This window comes from Thermosporothrix sp. COM3 (genome assembly GCF_059696735.1).
Map to the genome: position 1 here is coordinate 3,821,643 of NZ_AP019376.1, position 16,689 is coordinate 3,838,331.

Annotated in this window: 16 protein-coding genes and 1 other annotated feature; of the genes, 6 read left to right on the top strand and 10 right to left on the bottom strand. The window is 55.0% G+C overall.

Translation table 11 applies throughout. The features are described from left to right. Nucleotides 1–255 precede the first annotated feature (255 nt). The 6 genes from KTH_RS16160 (at nt 256) to KTH_RS16185 (ending at nt 6,001) form a co-directional block, all read left to right on the top strand. Nucleotides 256–576 carry a PTS sugar transporter subunit IIB gene (locus KTH_RS16160; protein ID WP_497619951.1) on the top strand — a complete coding sequence of 107 codons (321 nt, stop codon included), beginning with the start codon at nt 256–258 and terminating at the stop codon, nt 574–576. A gap of 7 nt (nt 577–583) precedes the next feature. Beyond that, on the top strand, nt 584–1,927 hold the full coding sequence (locus KTH_RS16165; protein WP_497619953.1) for a PTS sugar transporter subunit IIC: 1,344 nt from the start codon (nt 584–586) through the stop codon (nt 1,925–1,927). 158 nt (nt 1,928–2,085) lie between these two features. After that, nucleotides 2,086–3,219, top strand: coding sequence for a sugar ABC transporter substrate-binding protein (locus KTH_RS16170; protein ID WP_497619955.1), 1,134 nt, complete (start codon nt 2,086–2,088; stop codon nt 3,217–3,219). A gap of 85 nt (nt 3,220–3,304) precedes the next feature. After that, nucleotides 3,305–4,108 carry an ATP-binding cassette domain-containing protein gene (locus KTH_RS16175; protein WP_497619957.1) on the top strand — a complete coding sequence of 268 codons (804 nt, stop codon included), beginning with the start codon at nt 3,305–3,307 and terminating at the stop codon, nt 4,106–4,108. A 4-nt stretch (nt 4,109–4,112) separates the two neighbouring features. Continuing rightward, complete coding sequence (locus tag KTH_RS16180; protein ID WP_497619959.1) at nt 4,113–5,372, top strand: sugar ABC transporter permease; 1,260 nt, start codon at nt 4,113–4,115, stop codon at nt 5,370–5,372. 158 nt (nt 5,373–5,530) lie between these two features. Beyond that, nucleotides 5,531–6,001 carry an NUDIX hydrolase gene (locus KTH_RS16185; protein ID WP_111317850.1) on the top strand — a complete coding sequence of 157 codons (471 nt, stop codon included), beginning with the start codon at nt 5,531–5,533 and terminating at the stop codon, nt 5,999–6,001. 48 nt (nt 6,002–6,049) lie between these two features. Here KTH_RS16185 and aroH read toward each other — a convergent pair whose 3' ends face one another. The 10 genes from aroH to KTH_RS16235 form a co-directional block, all read right to left on the bottom strand. Beyond that, a complete protein-coding gene (gene aroH, locus KTH_RS16190; RefSeq protein ID WP_497619961.1) occupies nt 6,050–6,409 on the bottom strand; it encodes a chorismate mutase in 360 nt (119 codons plus the stop codon). 125 nt (nt 6,410–6,534) lie between these two features. Then, nucleotides 6,535–7,398 (bottom strand): tryptophan synthase subunit alpha, encoded by an 864-nt coding sequence (gene trpA, locus KTH_RS16195; protein ID WP_497619963.1) that lies wholly within the window; start codon nt 7,396–7,398, stop codon nt 6,535–6,537. Between the two features lie 30 nt (nt 7,399–7,428). Beyond that, on the bottom strand, nt 7,429–8,136 hold the full coding sequence (locus KTH_RS16200; protein ID WP_111317857.1) for a B3/B4 domain-containing protein: 708 nt from the start codon (nt 8,134–8,136) through the stop codon (nt 7,429–7,431). 13 nt (nt 8,137–8,149) lie between these two features. Beyond that, nucleotides 8,150–9,394, bottom strand: a complete 1,245-nt coding sequence (trpB, locus tag KTH_RS16205) for a tryptophan synthase subunit beta (protein WP_497619966.1) — start codon at nt 9,392–9,394, stop codon at nt 8,150–8,152. A gap of 20 nt (nt 9,395–9,414) precedes the next feature. After that, on the bottom strand, nt 9,415–10,860 hold the full coding sequence (gene trpCF, locus KTH_RS16210; protein ID WP_497619968.1) for a bifunctional indole-3-glycerol-phosphate synthase TrpC/phosphoribosylanthranilate isomerase TrpF: 1,446 nt from the start codon (nt 10,858–10,860) through the stop codon (nt 9,415–9,417). Next, on the bottom strand, nt 10,850–11,917 hold the full coding sequence (gene trpD / locus KTH_RS16215) for an anthranilate phosphoribosyltransferase (protein ID WP_111317866.1): 1,068 nt from the start codon (nt 11,915–11,917) through the stop codon (nt 10,850–10,852). The genes trpCF and trpD overlap by 11 nt, the downstream gene beginning before the upstream one ends. Nucleotides 11,918–11,957: 40 nt before the next feature. Then, nucleotides 11,958–12,539, bottom strand: coding sequence for an anthranilate synthase component II (locus KTH_RS16220; RefSeq protein WP_111317869.1), 582 nt, complete (start codon nt 12,537–12,539; stop codon nt 11,958–11,960). After that, entirely contained in the window at nt 12,520–14,118 is a 1,599-nt protein-coding gene (trpE, locus tag KTH_RS16225) for an anthranilate synthase component I (protein ID WP_497619971.1), read from the bottom strand. Before trpE ends, KTH_RS16220 begins: the two co-directional genes overlap by 20 nt. A 107-nt stretch (nt 14,119–14,225) precedes the next feature. Continuing rightward, nucleotides 14,226–15,263 (bottom strand): tryptophan--tRNA ligase, encoded by a 1,038-nt coding sequence (trpS, locus tag KTH_RS16230; protein ID WP_211325984.1) that lies wholly within the window; start codon nt 15,261–15,263, stop codon nt 14,226–14,228. A gap of 67 nt (nt 15,264–15,330) precedes the next feature. Further along, nucleotides 15,331–15,606: a binding site (T-box leader), on the bottom strand. A gap of 71 nt (nt 15,607–15,677) precedes the next feature. Further along, nucleotides 15,678–16,478, bottom strand: coding sequence for a transglycosylase SLT domain-containing protein (locus KTH_RS16235; protein ID WP_111317875.1), 801 nt, complete (start codon nt 16,476–16,478; stop codon nt 15,678–15,680). Nucleotides 16,479–16,689: the final 211 nt, after the last annotated feature.

The window sequence follows — 16,689 nt, forward strand, 5'->3', positions numbered from 1 at the left end:
ACACAAGAAACACAGTTACAGGGAAGATACGCAGGTAAACCAGCCTTTCCGGGAAAAGAGAGAAAAGCAGAAAAGCAAATAAAAGATTGCTTACTACGCTTCTCTGGCTTCTTCAGCATGTACAGATTCATATGATTCCACAGTGTGTCATCTGTGTAGCACACATCCTGGCATAGAATTTGCAAGAAAGGAAGCAGCAGGGAGAAATCTCCTGACAAAGAGAACGAAGAAGAGATAGTGTGGGAAAAGGGAAACATGATTCGAGTCCTGATTGTCTGTAGCTGGGGCATGTCGACCAGCTTGCTCGTTGATAGCATGATGACGGCGGCCCGGGTAAAGCAGCAAGATCTCATTGTTGAAGCACTCAGCGCGGGTGAGTATATGGAGCGTGTTGAGGATTTCGATATTATCCTGATCGCGCCTCAGATCCGGCATCTGCGCAAGAATATTGAAGCGATCGCGAGTTCGCTGCACAAGCCGGTCGCCATGATCGAACCCTTTCATTATGCAACGATGAATGGCGAGGCCGTACTTGAGCAGATTGAACACATCTTTCATGTGACTAAAGGGGAGTAACGAAAACGTGATCGAACGCGTCGGCAACTGGTTTGAACGCTATCTCGTCCCACCATTGGGAGCCATTGGCAGCAGTATTTATCTGCAAGCCATCAGGGACGCGTTCATCATTTTCACGCTCCCTCTGATTATCGCGGGCAGTGTCTTTCTCATTATCGCGAACCCGCCATTCTGGAGCCCGGATGCAATACCGGAGTCCTACAAGGCCTTTCAGACCGCCGTCGAGGTACCATTTCAGCTCTCGTTCGGGTTGATGGCGCTCTTTCTGGCGTTTGGAGTTGCGCACAGCCTGTCGCAATATCGGCGAACCGAAGCGGTACAACCCGGGATTCTGGCAATAGTAGTCTTTCTGGTGGTCAGCATCCCGGTCGGGGATCTCGACACGTTGCGACTCGGGGATCTTCTACCTTATTTCGGTGGGCAAGGGCTTTTAGTCGCGATTCTGGTTGGCATCGGCACAGGTGAAGTAGTATATCGCTTCCGGCAGTCGCGCCTGACGATTCGCCTGCCCAAAACGGTACCCCCCAACGTCAAACGCGCTTTTGAAGCGCTGGTGCCCACGCTCATTTTACTGACCGTGGCATGGCTGCTTGAGTGGTTTATCAGCGCACATACGTTTATCAACGCGGATGGGAAAGCGCAACCCTATACCTTGCCGATCCTGCTCATGACGGTCTTTAAGCCGCTCGTCGTGGTCCAGGACAGCTATCCGGCTGCCGTATTGGAGATCATTCTGATGATGCTTCTCTGGTCAGTCGGCATTCATGGCATGAACATTGTAACCGCAATGGCAGCGCCATTCTGGTTTACGACGCTGGCAAACAATGTTCACGGGGGACATGGTATCGTCACCGAACCATTTTTCCATATTTTCGCCCATCTTGGTGGCTCGGGAGCCACATGGCCGCTGGTAATCTATATGTTGCGGTCGCGCTCCTCGCAGTTACGCACTGTGGGGAAAGTCGCGCTCGGTCCTGCAATCTTCAATATCAACGAACCAATCACATTCGGCGTCCCGATGGTGCTTAACCCGATCATGATGATTCCCTTTGTCTGCGTGCCATTGGTGATTGTCACAATCAACTACATCGTCTTTTCGCTTGGATGGGTCCATGTCCCGGTCATCATGCAACCGTTCACCGTTCCCGTGGGGATCAGTGGCATTATCGCAAGTGGAGGAGACATCCGAGGCGGTCTGCTTCAGTTGTTTGATATTCTGGTCTCCGCTGTTCTATATTATCCGTTTTTCAAGGCCTGGGAACGCATCTTGATGGGTAAAGAACAGCAGGCAGCTCAGACCAATGAGGGTCCCAAAGAGCAGCTTGTGGCGGCTCATCACCAATCCAACTGAAAGGAGGTACCCTTTTTCATTCAGGAATGATCCAAAGAGGGGAATCATACACAATGTCAGGTATTTGTTCAATGACGAACAGGCTTCCATCACTTCTGGTTTTCTGGAACACCCAACCACTGGAATATTCATAATGAGCATGGAGGAAGTTTTCAGCGATGAAACTATTTAAGAAACATCGTTCGTTACAAGCCATGTTTGGCGCTTTGTTAATCGCCATGCTGGTCGCGGCATGTGGCAACAGCGGAGCCAACACCGGCAATCCCGGTAATACCAATACGCAGCAGGCAAACGGCAAAGGCTGTAAAAAGGTCGGCGTGCTTCTTCCCGAAACCGCCTCATCGGAGCGCTGGGACAAAAAAGATCGCCCCTTGCTCGAAGAAAAACTCAAGGCGCTTGGCGTTGAAGTCATGATCTCGAACGCCGAAGGCAACGCCGATACGCAGCAGACACAGGCAGACACCGCCCTGACAAAGGGTGCCTGCATTCTGGTCGTCGCTCCGTTCGATGCCGATAAAGCGGGCGCGATCGTGTCTAAGGCGGCTTCTCAGGGCGTCCCCGTCGTTGCCTATGACCGCCTGATCCAGTCCGATGACCTCAACTACTATGTCTCCTTCGATGGCGTCCGCGTCGGTGAGGTACAGGGTCAGTACATCGTGGATCACTACAAAGAGTATGTGAAGGGCGATAACAAGAATCTGGTCATGATCAATGGCGGCGAGACCGACAACAACGCCAAGCTGTTCTACAAGGGTGCAATGAACAAGCTACAGCCACTGATTGACAAAGGCGAATTGAAGAAGGTCTACGACCAGTTTACCCCCGAATGGAACAACGATACCGCCCGCACCGAGATGGATGGTGCCCTGACCCAGAGTCAAGATAATGTCCAGATTGCCTATGTCGCAAATGATGGTATGGCAAACTCGGTCATTGCCGCACTGAAGGCCAAGAAGCTGAACGGCAAAGTGCTTGTCACCGGACAGGACGCTACTGCCGCAGGCATTCAGAACATCCTGCTTGGCGATCAGATGATGACGGTCTATAAGCCTGTCGTCCAGGAAGCGCAGGCAACCGCAGACATCGTGAAAGCCCTGATTGATGGTACCGACCCCAAGACGGTTACCAAAGGCACAATCGAGAAAACAGCATCCGGTAAAGAGATTCCCTCAGTACTCCTTGAGCCAATCGCTATCGACAAGTCGAACATCAAGCGCGTCCTCGACGACAAGTACCTGACCAAAGAGGAAGTGTGTCAGAACGTGCCAAAGGGGACCGGCGGCATCTGTTAAGCAGTCATTATCAGGCGGTATCCTGTTCTACACAGGGTACCGTCCTGCCTGTCTGTTCGGACATCTCTTTCAATCAGGAGGACATATGAGTGTAGAAAAGACAGCAGCCCCACAGGACGCGGTACCTCTTCTGCAACTCCGTGGCATCTGCAAAAGCTTCGGAGCAGTTCGCGCACTTGACCACGTTGACTTTGAGGTCTATGCCGGAGAAGTCGTCGGGCTGGTTGGCGATAACGGTGCCGGAAAGTCAACGCTGATCAAAACGATCTCGGGCGTTGGTCCCGCCGATGAGGGCGAAGTATTTGTTGAAGGCCAGCCAGTGACGCTGAACTCACCCCAGACGGCAACGCAGCTCGGGATTGAAACGGTCTACCAGGATCTTGCCCTCTGTGACAATCTGGATGTCGTTTCAAATCTCTTTTTGGGCAGGGAGAGCACACGGTTTGGCTTCTTATCAGATATCGAAATGGAGCGCCGCAGCTTGCAGGTGTTGCGCACGCTTGATGTCAAACTGCCCTCGATTCGATCGGTCGTCTCGACGCTCTCAGGCGGGCAGCGCCAGTCGATTGCGGTCGCGAAGACCATTCTACGAAACGCGAAGGTGGTACTTCTTGATGAGCCAACCGCAGCCCTCGGCGTGGCTCAAACGCGCCAGGTCTTAAACCTGATCAAGCGCTTAAAGGCCCAGGGCCTGGGAGTTGTGGTTATCTCTCACAATCTGGCAGATGTTTTTGAGGTCGTTGACCGCATTATCGTCTTGCGTCTGGGCAGGCGTGTCGGTACCTTTGATGTCAAGAATGCCTCACAGGAGCGCGTCATTGCCGCGATCACAGGCGCAGAATTTGGCGAGATTCTTCATACGAATGGAAACGAGACGGGAGGGAAGTAAGCTCATGAGTCAGGTTATCCCATCTGACGACAAACCCAGGGTGGGCAGTGTCGAGCGACCGGAATACAGGCAAAAGCAAACCTTTGCACAGCTTTTGCGCAATGATCTGGGCTTTCTTCCGGTACTGCTGACACTCCTGATTATTGCCATCTACTTTACGATCACTACAGAAGGTCTCTTCCTGCAGCCCCGCAACATCTCGGACCTCTTACAGCAGATCGTTAATATCGGTATCGATGGTCTGGGAGTCACATTTGTGCTGCTCCTGGGCGAAATCGATCTCTCGGTTGCAGCCGTAGGCACCTTTGGTGCGGTGGTAACCTCGGTTCTGGCCGTGCGTATGCATGTCGATCCCTACGCAGCAATAGGGCTCGGGCTCCTTGCCGGGGCGCTCGCCGGTTTTATTAACGGGTTCATTGTCGCAGTCTTGCGCGTTCCCTCATTTATCGTGACGCTGGCCGCATCAATCTTTTACTCGGGCTTTCTGCTGAACCTGCTGGCCGGTCAATCAACCCTCAAAGTCAATGACGTTGATCCGCTGGTTGCGCTGGCCGGAACACCATATAGTTTCCTGCCCGACTGGCTGGCCTTCGGCCTACCGACACTGCTCCTCGTCATCTATGCCGCAATGGAGATTTACGGCTGGGTTCAGCGCCGCCGTCTGGAACTACGTACCAAACCGCTCTGGGTGTTGGTGACGCAGATCGCGGCAGCCGTAATCATTGTGGAAGGCATTGTCTTCGTTATGGAGAGCACACCAAGCCCGGTGAAAGGACTCTATCTCGGCATTCCGAACGGGGTGGCGATCTTCTTCGGCTTGATTTATGTCTTCTGGGCGATCAGCACACGAACTCGCTTCGGGCGCCACATCTATGCTGTTGGCGGTAACGCAGAGGCCGCACGCCGCGCCGGTATCAACGTTACCACACTGCGCATTGCAGCTTTTACCCTCTGTTCAACGCTGGCCGTTCTCGGTGGTCTGCTCGCAACTTCACGCTCCCTGGGTGTTGCCAGCCAGATCAACCCGACACTCCAACTGAACGCGATCGCAGCAGCGGTGATCGGAGGTGTCAGCCTGTTTGGTGGCCGGGGTTCCTTCTGGGCGGTTGCCCTCGGTGCGCTGGTCATCGGTAGTCTGGAAAATGGTCTCTCTCTGCGCAGCCAGGGAACAGATATCAAACAGATGGTTGAGGGCGCGGTACTGGTCATTGCCGTTATTGTCGATGCGCTGGTGCGCCGAATGCAGGCCCGTCAAGGACGCTAGTCCCTGCTTGTCCGCCCCGGGTCTCCCTTCAGGCCCGGGGCATTCGTTTCGCTTTATATTGATCTCCATCGCATTGATGACATCCGCTTGCATCGATTGAATACACTCACTATACTATCTCAAAAGAAAAATAGAGAGAAAGACAGGCAGATAACACAGTGCTTTATCTTCTACTCAAGAGAGCGGTTGGCGTCTTCTTTAATCTCCTGAATATCCTTCTGGGTGGAAACCTGCCGCCCTTTGCTTGCGTCTGCATCCTGGTCGAACAAGAGGGCCGTTTTCTTGCGATTGAACGCACCGAGGGCGGACTTGCCTTCCCGGGCGGCTTTATGCGCTGGCACGAGCAACCAGAAGAGGCAGCACGTCGCGAATGTGAAGAAGAAACCGGGCTCGAAATCGAGGTCAGCGACGTTATCGGCTATGAGACAGGCAGCAGTACAGGCATCACCCGTATGAGCACCATGACATTCCTCTTTGCCGGGAGGGTGCTCGGCGGCTCGCTTAGAGAAAGCATTGAGGGGCAGCCGCGCTGGCTTGAGCCTGAAGAGGTCGCTCAGATGGGCGGATACTATCAGGCACTTTTTGCCCGCTATCAGCAATACCGCCGGGCAGAGCATGCACGCGTCTAAACAGCAAGAAAGCCCGCTCCTTTCAAACGGAACGGGCATCTCGCTGGCTCAGGGCAGATCCGGGCGCAACACCACAGCATCACGCAAATACACATGCCGCAGCTCGCTATTCGAGAGCTCGGTGTTGATATGCACCAGCACGCGCACACACTTTGACAGACTACCCGGTACAGGAATCTCGCGGGCACACATCAGGGGAACCTGAGTCCACCCCATTTCACGAGCCGCCAATGCAGGATAGACCGCATCCAGATCCTCCGTCAGGGTAAAAATGATACTGGCAATATCGTCAGGTTGAAGCTTATTTTGCTCTTTTATTGCCTGGAGTAGCTCGGTCGTCGCCGAAAGAATCGCCTCCCGGTCATTGTGTTCAACTGTAATTGCGCCACGAATACCACGACAGTACACGATCCTGCGCCCCCTTTTCAAGAGATTTTCCCTAACCCCTTCTTGAACACAAAGAGGATAGATGGCTTTATTGTAAAGGATAGACGCAAGACCGGATAGCCATTCTATAGCTACTCTATAACAACCTACTGCCGCTCTACCGGCGAATCCGCAGCGTTGCGCAGGCGACTGATATACTCGCGAATCGTCCCGGGCTGTTGAGCCTCCTCAGCACGCTCGATCAGCTTCACAAGCGCGCTCCCGATCACCGCCCCATCAGCAAAACCGGTCACCGCCGCGATATGTTCGGGCGTCGAAAGGCCAAAGCCAACCGCCAGCGGTACATTCTTGGGCTCAGTATAGGCCTGCACACGGGCAATAAACTCGCGTAGGTGAGGTGGTAATTCACTCCGCGAGCCAGTCACGCCACTCAAGGAGACACAGTAGAGAAAGCCACCAGGCCCCTGAGCCACAATGTCAGCGATGTGTGCAATGCGCTCATCAGGCGTTGTTGGCGGCACCAGGAAGATAATTGCCAGCCCGTAGGCGTAGGCGGCTCGTTGGAGCGACTCGGCCTCTTCAGGCGGAAGGTCGGGAATAATCAGGCCACAGATACCGCTATTACAGGCATCACGACAAAAACGCTCCAGCCCATAGGCAAGGATCGGGTTGTAGTAGCCCATAAAAACCAGCGGCGCATCACTTTGCGCGGCAATCCGCGAGGCAATCTGCATACAGCCCTTCAAGGTCATTCCCTGTTCCAGCGCTACATGGCCAGCCTGCTGAATCGTCGCGCCATCGGCCAGCGGGTCGCTGAAGGGAATCCCGAGCTCGATAATGTCAGCGCCGCCCTCGATAGCTGCCAGAATAATCTTCTCGCTTTGCTCTGCCGAAGGATAGCCACACATAAAATAGGGAATCAGCACCCCGCGCCGCTCGCGACGGGATCGCTCAAACACCTGTGAGATTCGTGTTGCAGGCTGCTCAGCCACGACGTCTTTCACTTCCATTACAGCTTTTTCTCCTCGTTCTTTGATCCCTTACGCGGAAAACCCGGGGTGATCTTTATCCAGCACAGCACTTTCATAGGTTCCGCCGGCATATTTGCTCAACAGTTCGCGCAGATCGGTCAACGCCGCAAGCACATCGCGCCGGGCGTCGGCATGATGGCCCTCAACCGTGATAATCGCATCGGTGGTTGTGCTTTTCGCAGCGCTCTGCTCACTCTGTCGCCAGCACCAGCGTCGCGCATAGACAAGGCCGGTCTCATCAGAGAAAATCACCTCGCCAGGCTCAGGATGCTCCGCTTCGACCTCTCCCAGAATTGTAAAGCGTTCTTCACCTCGCGCGAAGTGAACCGTAATCGCTCCCTGTGCCGCCTGCATATCACAGACCGCAATCGGCAACGCATACCGGATACTGATCAGATTCCCAAGATCAACCAGCAGATTGATACTCGGGATATCGCCTTTCTTCGTCAGACGCCGTAAAAGCGCCTCAGCAGCGCAGCGATACTGTGTCGGCTCAACGCCAAACCCGCGAAACGCCTGCCGCCAGGCCGCAATAGACTCAAGACGGCTCAGCGGTGTCGTCCCAAGACGCTCGATAACAGCCTGCTGTTCGGCGGTATAGGTTGCCAGCAAGCTCTCGGGCGTGGGTCCATTATGCATCCCTCGGGCTACGATCACCCCCCCGACAACGGTCGGGTAGCGCTCCAGGATCTCCGCACTGTACTGAAAGGTATACATCCTCTTTACCTCCTTATAAAGAGACACCGAGCGCCTTCGCGACCGTTTGCATATCCTTGTCGCCACGCCCTGAAAGGTTCACAATCACAATTGAGCCGGGCGGCACTTTGCCCTGTTTACCCATCTCCAGCAGATGACCCAGAGCATGAGAAGACTCCAGCGCGGGAATAATGCCCTCTGTCTGGCTCAATACCTGTAAGCCGTTAAGGGCAACGGCATCACTGGCCGGAACATAGGATGCTCGTCCCGACGCCTTGAGATAGCTGTGTTCTGGCCCGACGCCGGGATAATCCAGTCCCGCCGAAATGCTGTGCGTATCCAGCACCTGTCCATCCTCATTCTGAAGCAGATAACTATAAGCTCCATGCAGCACCCCCGGCGTTCCAGCCGCAAGCGAGGCCGCATGTTCGCCCTCCTTCATCCCGGTGCCGCCAGCCTCAACCCCGATTAGTTGCACACCTTCATCTCCGGCAAACGGGTGAAAAATGCCAATAGCGTTGCTACCACCGCCAACACAAGCCAGAATCATATCAGGCAAGCGCCCTTCCAATTGAAGAATCTGCTCACGCGCCTCCTGCCCAATCACCGACTGATAATCACGCACAATCCGCGGATAGGGATGCGGACCAGCCGCGGTGCCGAACAGGTAGAAGGTATCGTTCACATTCGTCACCCAGTCGCGGAAGGCCTCGTTAATAGCGTCCTTCAAGGTGCGAGAGCCAATATCAACCGAGCGTACCTCAGCTCCGAGCAGCTTCATCCGGAATACATTCAATGCCTGCCTCTCAACATCGACGGAGCCCATATAGATAACGCATTTCAGGCCAAGCCACGCACACACAGTCGCGGTCGCCACACCATGCTGACCGGCTCCGGTCTCCGCGATAATACGCTGCTTTCCCATATAGCGAGCAAGCAGGCCCTGGCCAATGGCGTTATTGATCTTGTGTGCACCGGTATGGTTCAGATCTTCGCGCTTCAGATAGACCTTGACGCCCGGCCCGACCCGCTCTGAAAAGCGCGGCGCATAGTAGAGCAGACTCGGTCGTCCCACATACTCCCGCAGCGCACGCCGCAACTCTTCTTGAAAAGCCTCATCATGCAGAGAGCGCTCATACGCCTCTTCTAGCTCGGCAAAGACCGGAACAAGGCTCTCGGGAATGTACTTTCCGCCAAAGTCGCCAAAACGGCCACGCATATCAGGATAGAGACCATGCTGATAGCTGGATTTCTGATGTGATATCTGTTGTTGCTGCATAAACGCTTTCTTTCTACTGGCTACAAGGTGACTACAGGGAGAGAGTGCGAACGAACCTGCTGTAAGAAGGCGCGAATCTTCGCGGGATCTTTGCGCCTCTCAGTCTCAACCCCGCTACTGACATCAACGCCCCACGGTCGCACCTGAGAGAGCGCTTCCTGTACATTCTCAGGTGTAAGCCCACCTGCAAGAAAGACCCGCTGACGCTGTGCGGCCTTCGCGGCAAGCGCCCAGTCGTGTGGGACACCGGTTCCACCCCACTGCTGCGGCGCAGGTGTATCGAGCAAGAGCCGCCATGCCACATCACGATAAGCATCCATCAGGGCCAGATCTGTCTGATCGTTGAGATGCAGCGCTTTTAAAACAGGACGCTGAATCCGTTGGCAGAATTCGGGGGACTCGGTGCCGTGAAGCTGTACAAAATGCAGGCCCGCCTGCTCCGCTATCTCATTAATAACCTCTGCATCCTCATTGACAAAGACCCCGACGAGATCGGGTGCGGGCTTCCCATTTACATAGGAGACATAGCCAGCAGTAGCCTCTAGCAGCGAGCGAACACGCTCTGGCGCCACATAGCGATGACTCGGCTTGTAGAAGATCAGACCGAGAAAGTCAGCCCCGGCCTCAATCGCTACCTCGACATCCTCCGCACGCTTCAGCCCGCAGACCTTCACCTGCACGCCCTCATTCGCGCCCTGAAGCAGCGTCCGCATCTGCGTCGGCACGTCACCGGAGACGACCAGCGATTCACCAACCAGCATCGCCTGTACGTCATATCGAGCGACACGCCGCGCATCATCAGCGGTATGAATGCCGCTCTCAGCGACGACGACCCGGTCAGCAGGAATAAAACGACGCATATCGCGAATCAGATACGGGTTCATCTTGAAGGTCACCAGATCACGACTGTTAACCCCGATCAGCTTTGCATCGGCGGCTACCGCCCGCCTGACCTCTTCAGCGGTGTGCGCTTCTACCAGCGAACACATCCCAAGACTCCGGGCCAGCTCCAGCAGATAACGCAGTTGCGCATCATCCAGCAACGCACAGATCAGCAGAATGGCATCGGCCCCCCAGGCCCGCGCCTCGTAGACCTGATATTCGTCAACAATAAAATCTTTGCGCAGCACCGGAACCTGCACCGCCTGCTTGATCGCGGTCAAAAACTCTGGCGCTCCCAGGAAAAAGTGTGGCTCGGTGAGCACAGAAATAGCCGCCGCCCCGTTGGCCTCGTAGACCTTCGCCAGCGCTACTGGATCCAGATCAGGCGCGAGCAGGCCCTTTGAGGGCGAGGCCCGTTTGACCTCCGCGATCAAATTGACCCGGGTACGAGGCGTGAAAGCCGCGAGCATATCACGAGGAGCAGGCTGCGCCAGTGCCCGAGCCCGCATCTCCTCAAGCGAACAATCCTGCTTCCGCAGGATCAGATCCTCACGTGTCTGTGCAACAATTCGATCAAGAAACATATCTCACCTGACTACCAGACGCAACCTGCGTAGATTCGATAACTTCAGCTAATTTCTGTCTGGCCTTGCCCGCTTTTAAGGTGGCCTGCGCCAGCTTCACCCCTTCCTGCAACGAGGGGACCAGATCGTTTGCCAGCAGCGCCGCCCCGGCATTCAGACAGAGCATATGTGTCTTCGGCGAATCGGTATACTCGCTCAGGACCATGCGGAAAATGGCCGCGTTCTCCTCAACGCTGCCCCCACGGACTGCATCGCGATCAGCGACACGGGGCAGGCCCAGTTCTTCGGGCGTAATTGTATATTCGCGCAGTTCCTCACCTGCTCGCACCTCACAAATACGGGTGGGAGCGCTTAACGAGCACTCGTCAAGGCCATCTTCGCCATGCACGATCAGCGCATGTTTACAGCCCAGACGCAGCAGCACCTCACCCATTTTGCGCATCAGCGACGCCTCAGGTACGCCCAATACCTGATATGGCGTGTAGGCCGGATTGGTCAGCGGGCCAAGAATATTAAAGACGGTACGAATTCCGATCTCGCGCCGCGTCGGGCCCACATGTCTCATCGAGGGATGGAAGGCCGGAGCATACATAAAGCCGAAGCCCGTTTCCTGAATACAATAGGCGACCTGCTCAGGGGTCAGTTCAATCGTGGCCCCAAGCGCTTCCAGTACGTCGGCACTACCGCAATGACTGGTAGCCGAGCGATTCCCATGTTTAGCAATCGTGGCACCAGCCGCCGCCGCCAGAATGCCGGCAGCCGTTGAGACATTGAACGTGCCCGCTCGATCGCCGCCTGTGCCGCAGGTATCCATCGCGCGCGTCGCAAACGCTTCGTCCAGATGTACCCGCAGGGCCTTCTCACGCATCACTCGGGCCAGACCGGTAATCTCTTCGGTGGTCTCGCCCCCCGGGCGCAGGCGAAGCGCAGTCAGGAAGGCCCCCATCTGAGACGGGGTCGCCATTCCGGTCATAATTTCTTCCATCACAGCGGCAGCTTCGCTCTCGTTCAGCGTTGCCCCGGCGCTGACCTGTACAATAGCCTCACGGATCGTCATGCTTTACTCCTCTCACGCTGCCCTCGCTCGCAGCGCGTTCCTAGCAGCTCAATGCAACTGATTGCTGTAGAAAATTGCGTAACAGGCTTTTTCCAACCGGAGTCATAATCGACTCGGGATGAAACTGAATCCCTTCAACCGGGAACGCACGATGACGTATCCCCATAATCAGACCATCGGCGGTCGTTGCCGTCACTTCCAGCGACTCCGGAAGCGTCTCCAGCTCAACAATGAGGCTATGATAGCGACAGGCCTCGAACGATTGGGGCAGCTCACGAAACACCCCCTGTCCGCTATGCTCAATGGACGATACCTTCCCGTGCACCGGCTCCGGCGCTCTGATGACACGTCCCCCGTACACCTGCCCGATACACTGATGACCCAGACACACACCGAGGATTGGAGTGGAAGAGCCAAAACGCTCAATCACCTGACACGAAATCCCTGCCTCGTTCGGCGTACAGGGCCCGGGCGAGATCACAATGTGCTCGGGGTGCAAGCGCTCAATCTCTTTCAGCGTGATTCGGTCATTCCGGTAGACCTCAACGCTGGCCCCAAGCTCGGAAAGATATTGATAGAGATTGTAGGTAAAGCTGTCATAGTTATCGAGCAAGAGCAGCATTGCTATCCCCCTTTTCCGATACATCAACGGCCAGTTCGTCACGCGTCATTTGCTCCGCCTCGTCCAGTGCTCGCATCAACGCCATCGCCTTGTTCACGCTCTCCTGATATTCAAATTCGGGGTCTGAGTCGGCCACCACACCACAGCCAGCCTGTATATAGGCGATGCCGTCCTGCATGACCATCGTGCGTAGGGCTATGGCAGTCTCCTGATTGCCGGTGTGTCCAAAATAGCCAACAGCACCCGCATACACGCCTCGCTGCTCGCCCTCAAGCTCGCTGATAATCTCCATTGCCCGCACTTTTGGCGCACCGGAGACTGTGCCAGCCGGGAAGCCTGCACGCAAGGCGTCAAACGGAGAGAGCTCCGGGCGCAGCGTGCCCGTGACATTAGAGACCAGATGCATCACATGCGAGTAGCGCTCGATGGTCATAAACTCATCCACCTGAACGGAACCCGGCACGCTCACCCGTCCCACATCATTGCGAGCAAGATCAACCAGCATCACATGTTCGGCTCGCTCTTTAATATCGGCCTGCAACTCACGCCCCAGCGCCTCATCACTGACTGGATCAGCGCCACGCTTACGAGTTCCCGCGATCGGGCGGATCGTGACCTGCTCGTCCTCGTAGCGCACCAGCAACTCGGGCGATGCCCCAACTATATGAAAATCCTTAAGGTCCAGATAGAACATGTAGGGAGAGGGATTAATAGTCCGAAGCGCCCGATAGACCGTAAAGGGTGTGGCCTTCACCGGCCGACTGAAGCGCTGTGACGGCACAATCTGGAACGCATCGCCGGCCTTGATATACTCAACCGAGCGACGCACCATCTCCATAAACTCAGCTTTCGTGCGATTGGAGGTCAACGGAGCGGTTGGCTCATCCACCGTTCCTTCATAGCGCGGGGTACGGAGTGGTTGCCGCAATTGCTGCTGAATCTCGTCAATTAAAGCACAGACGCGCTGATACTCTGCCTGCAAATCAGGCGCATCAAGATGCAGATGCGTCATAATGCGCACGCGATGCCGCACATGATCGAAGACCAGCACCGTTTCAGTAAAACACTGAACGGCCAGCGGCAGGCCAAGCGCGGTCTTCTCCGGCACCGGCACCCGCTCAAAACGGGCCACAGCCTCATAGCTGACATACCCGACGGCCCCCCCGAAGAACTTCGGCAACTCGCTGGCAGACAGGCCGGACGGCATCACCAGGCGGTAGCGTCCAAGCTCTTCTTCGATCAATGTCAACGGGTCATGACAGGGTACCTCTTCAATATCCGGCGTTTCACTCGCGTGGGAGTATTTGAGCAGGCGGGCCGTCTGTCCTCGATGAATCATGACCATATAGGGTTGGATACCAATAAATGAGTAGCGGGCCACCTGCTCCCCACCGGTCACGCTTTCCAGCAGAAACGTAAACGGCTTGAGCGCAGTTTTGCAGTACGCAGAAACCGGTGTCTCCATATCGGCCATGACATCGCTATAGATGGGCATGATTGGCCGCGTTTGTCCGACAACCTGACTACCGGCCTCGCGGTCATACGCTTGTTGTATTTCGGTAAACGATGGATAATACATCTTTCAACCTGCACTTCTACCGTCCGGGAAGTGCCCGGAAAGGCGACTTCCACAGACAGGCGCATCAAACGATATGCATAACATGCGCGTTTCTTCTGGTCCCGAGACTAGCCCAGACCAACCACTTCTTTGACCCGGCGAACCGTCTCTGCCGCGAGCGGGCGAGCTCGATCAGCGCCCTCCTTGAGGATACTTTCGAGCATTGGCAAATCATTCATATACTCATGATACCGCTGCTGGATTGGTTCCAGTGTCGCGACAATGCAATCGGTCAGCGCGGCCTTGAATTCGCCATACCCCTTCCCCTCGAACTCGGCCTCGATCTCCTCACGCGAGCGTCCGGTCAACGCCTGATAGATCGAGAGCAGATTCGTGATGCCAGGGCGCTCTGGATCAAAGGCGACCAGCCGGAGAGAGTCCGTCGTTGCGCGTCCGATCTTCTTCTTGATAGCCTTTGGCGTATCCAACAGCGAGATGCGAGAGCCCTCATCAGGATCGCTCTTACTCATCTTCTTCGTCGGCTCGGTCAGCGACATGATACGCGCAGCCACCGAGCGAATCTGTGCTTCGGGGATCGTAAAGATCTGCTGCTTATACCGATTGTTAAAGCGGATAGCGATGTCGCGAGTGAGCTCAACATGCTGGCGCTGGTCGTCTCCCACAGGAACATAGTTCGTGTGATAGAGCAGAATATCACAGGCCATCAACACAGGATAGCAATACAGCCCGGTGCCAACGGAATCGAGATTTGATCCCGCTTTCGACTTGAACTGCGTCATGCGATTGAGCCAGCCCATCGGCGTAAAGCAGTTTAAGATCCAGCTTAATTCAGCATGTTCATGCACGTGGGACTGGACGAAGAGTCTGCAATGCTTCGGATCAAGTCCACAGGCCAGATAGAGCGCGGCCAGTTTGCGTGTATTGGCATGGAGCTCCACAGGGTCAATAGGAACCGTGATAGCATGCAGGTCGACAATGCAAAAGATATTGTCGTATTGATCCTGAGTTTCCACCCAGTTACGAATAGCGCCCAGATAGTTCCCCAGGTGAATATTTCCGGTCGGCTGCACTCCTGAGAAGGTGCGCTTCTTCGTAGCCATTTTCTCGGCCCCGGGCGCAGTCGCCTCATGCGTATCAACAGTCATAATCTTCAAACCTCCATTTATGCGACATCAAAGAGAAGGAGCCCAAAAACAAAAACGCCTCTCATCCCCCAGGGACGAGAAGCGGCAAGCTTTCCGTGGTACCACCCTTATTCAGATTATCTCACACTGAAAGATAATCCCTCATTTCCAGATACGACCAGAATTCTGGTATATCCTGTCCTCGATAACGGGGGACATTCCGAAAGAGTCCTACTGACTGTACAAACAGCGTTCGCTCTTTAGCTTCCAGGCCCATTCCATAACTCCGCTGTACCGGTTTCCACCAATCCCGGCTCTCTGGACCAGAGGTCAGTTATGTACTCTTCCTGTTCGTCGCTTTTTTGATTCGCTTGTACTTGAGTATCAGTATAAGAAGAAAATCGTCTGCTGTCAAGTGGCAAAACGAAGCTCATTTCACGCGCTGAACCGCTTCATCAGAGCCAGGACAGTGTGGACATACTGGTTATTCCGTACGCCATGCTTTTCCAAAGTGCCAGGCCCCTGATTATACGCGCTGATCACCTTGCGCAGATCTCCATGATAGCGCTCCCAGAGATAATGGACATAGAGAGCGCCGAGCTGGATATTATCGCGCACCTTATAAGGATCGCGTTTTTTTCCCTCTCGGGAGTTCAGTTCGTCAACCGTCTCCGGCATCAACTGCATGACGCCGATGCCGCCATCCTCTGCAATCAATTGCTGCTGCCAGCCACTTTCCTGCCAGGCCAGCGCCCGAAGCAAGGCGGGCGGAATATGGCGGGTCGCGGCCTCTGTTAACAAGAGATCGGAGACCTGTTCAAGGGTTGACGTTTCCAGCGCCTCATAGGCAAAGCGACGAACCGAGCCATCAGGCTGTAGTCCCGAAGGTCCCTGTTTCTCCGGTGCAACAGCGATGGTTCTTCCCGCCTCAGTAGCCGGGATACAGAGCACCTGACCTTTCAGGTTGCCGTTTCTCTCATGCAGACCATTCGCCTCCATCAGATCGATCACAGGAAGTTGAAAGCGCCGGGCAAGCAGTTCCGGCGTCTCTCCCTCGCGCCCCAGATACCAGGCACACGGTCGTTCAGAGAACGAAGCCGCCGTTGCGAACGTCGGACAGAGAAAGAAGAGGAGACATACAAGCAGAAAAGGCAGAGTTAAACGGTACCTTCCCCTATTGTAGCGCGTTCGTTTGCAGTTGGGTGTCCTGAAAACTGTACGGAATAAGCAGTGCATGAAAGATGTATGCCTCCTCTTTCCTTCACTATATCCGATCCCTGAATTGACACATCCCTATCCACTGTCTTGCCGTTCGATCATATGCAGAATAGCGCCCACTCCTTTCCCTTCTGAAGGGCTCTGCGAGGCAGAGCAGCAATTGTGCTATTGCTTCACGGTTCGCCTTGACGTATCTTGTACAGATGTGCTAAATTGTATGTGTAAGAGT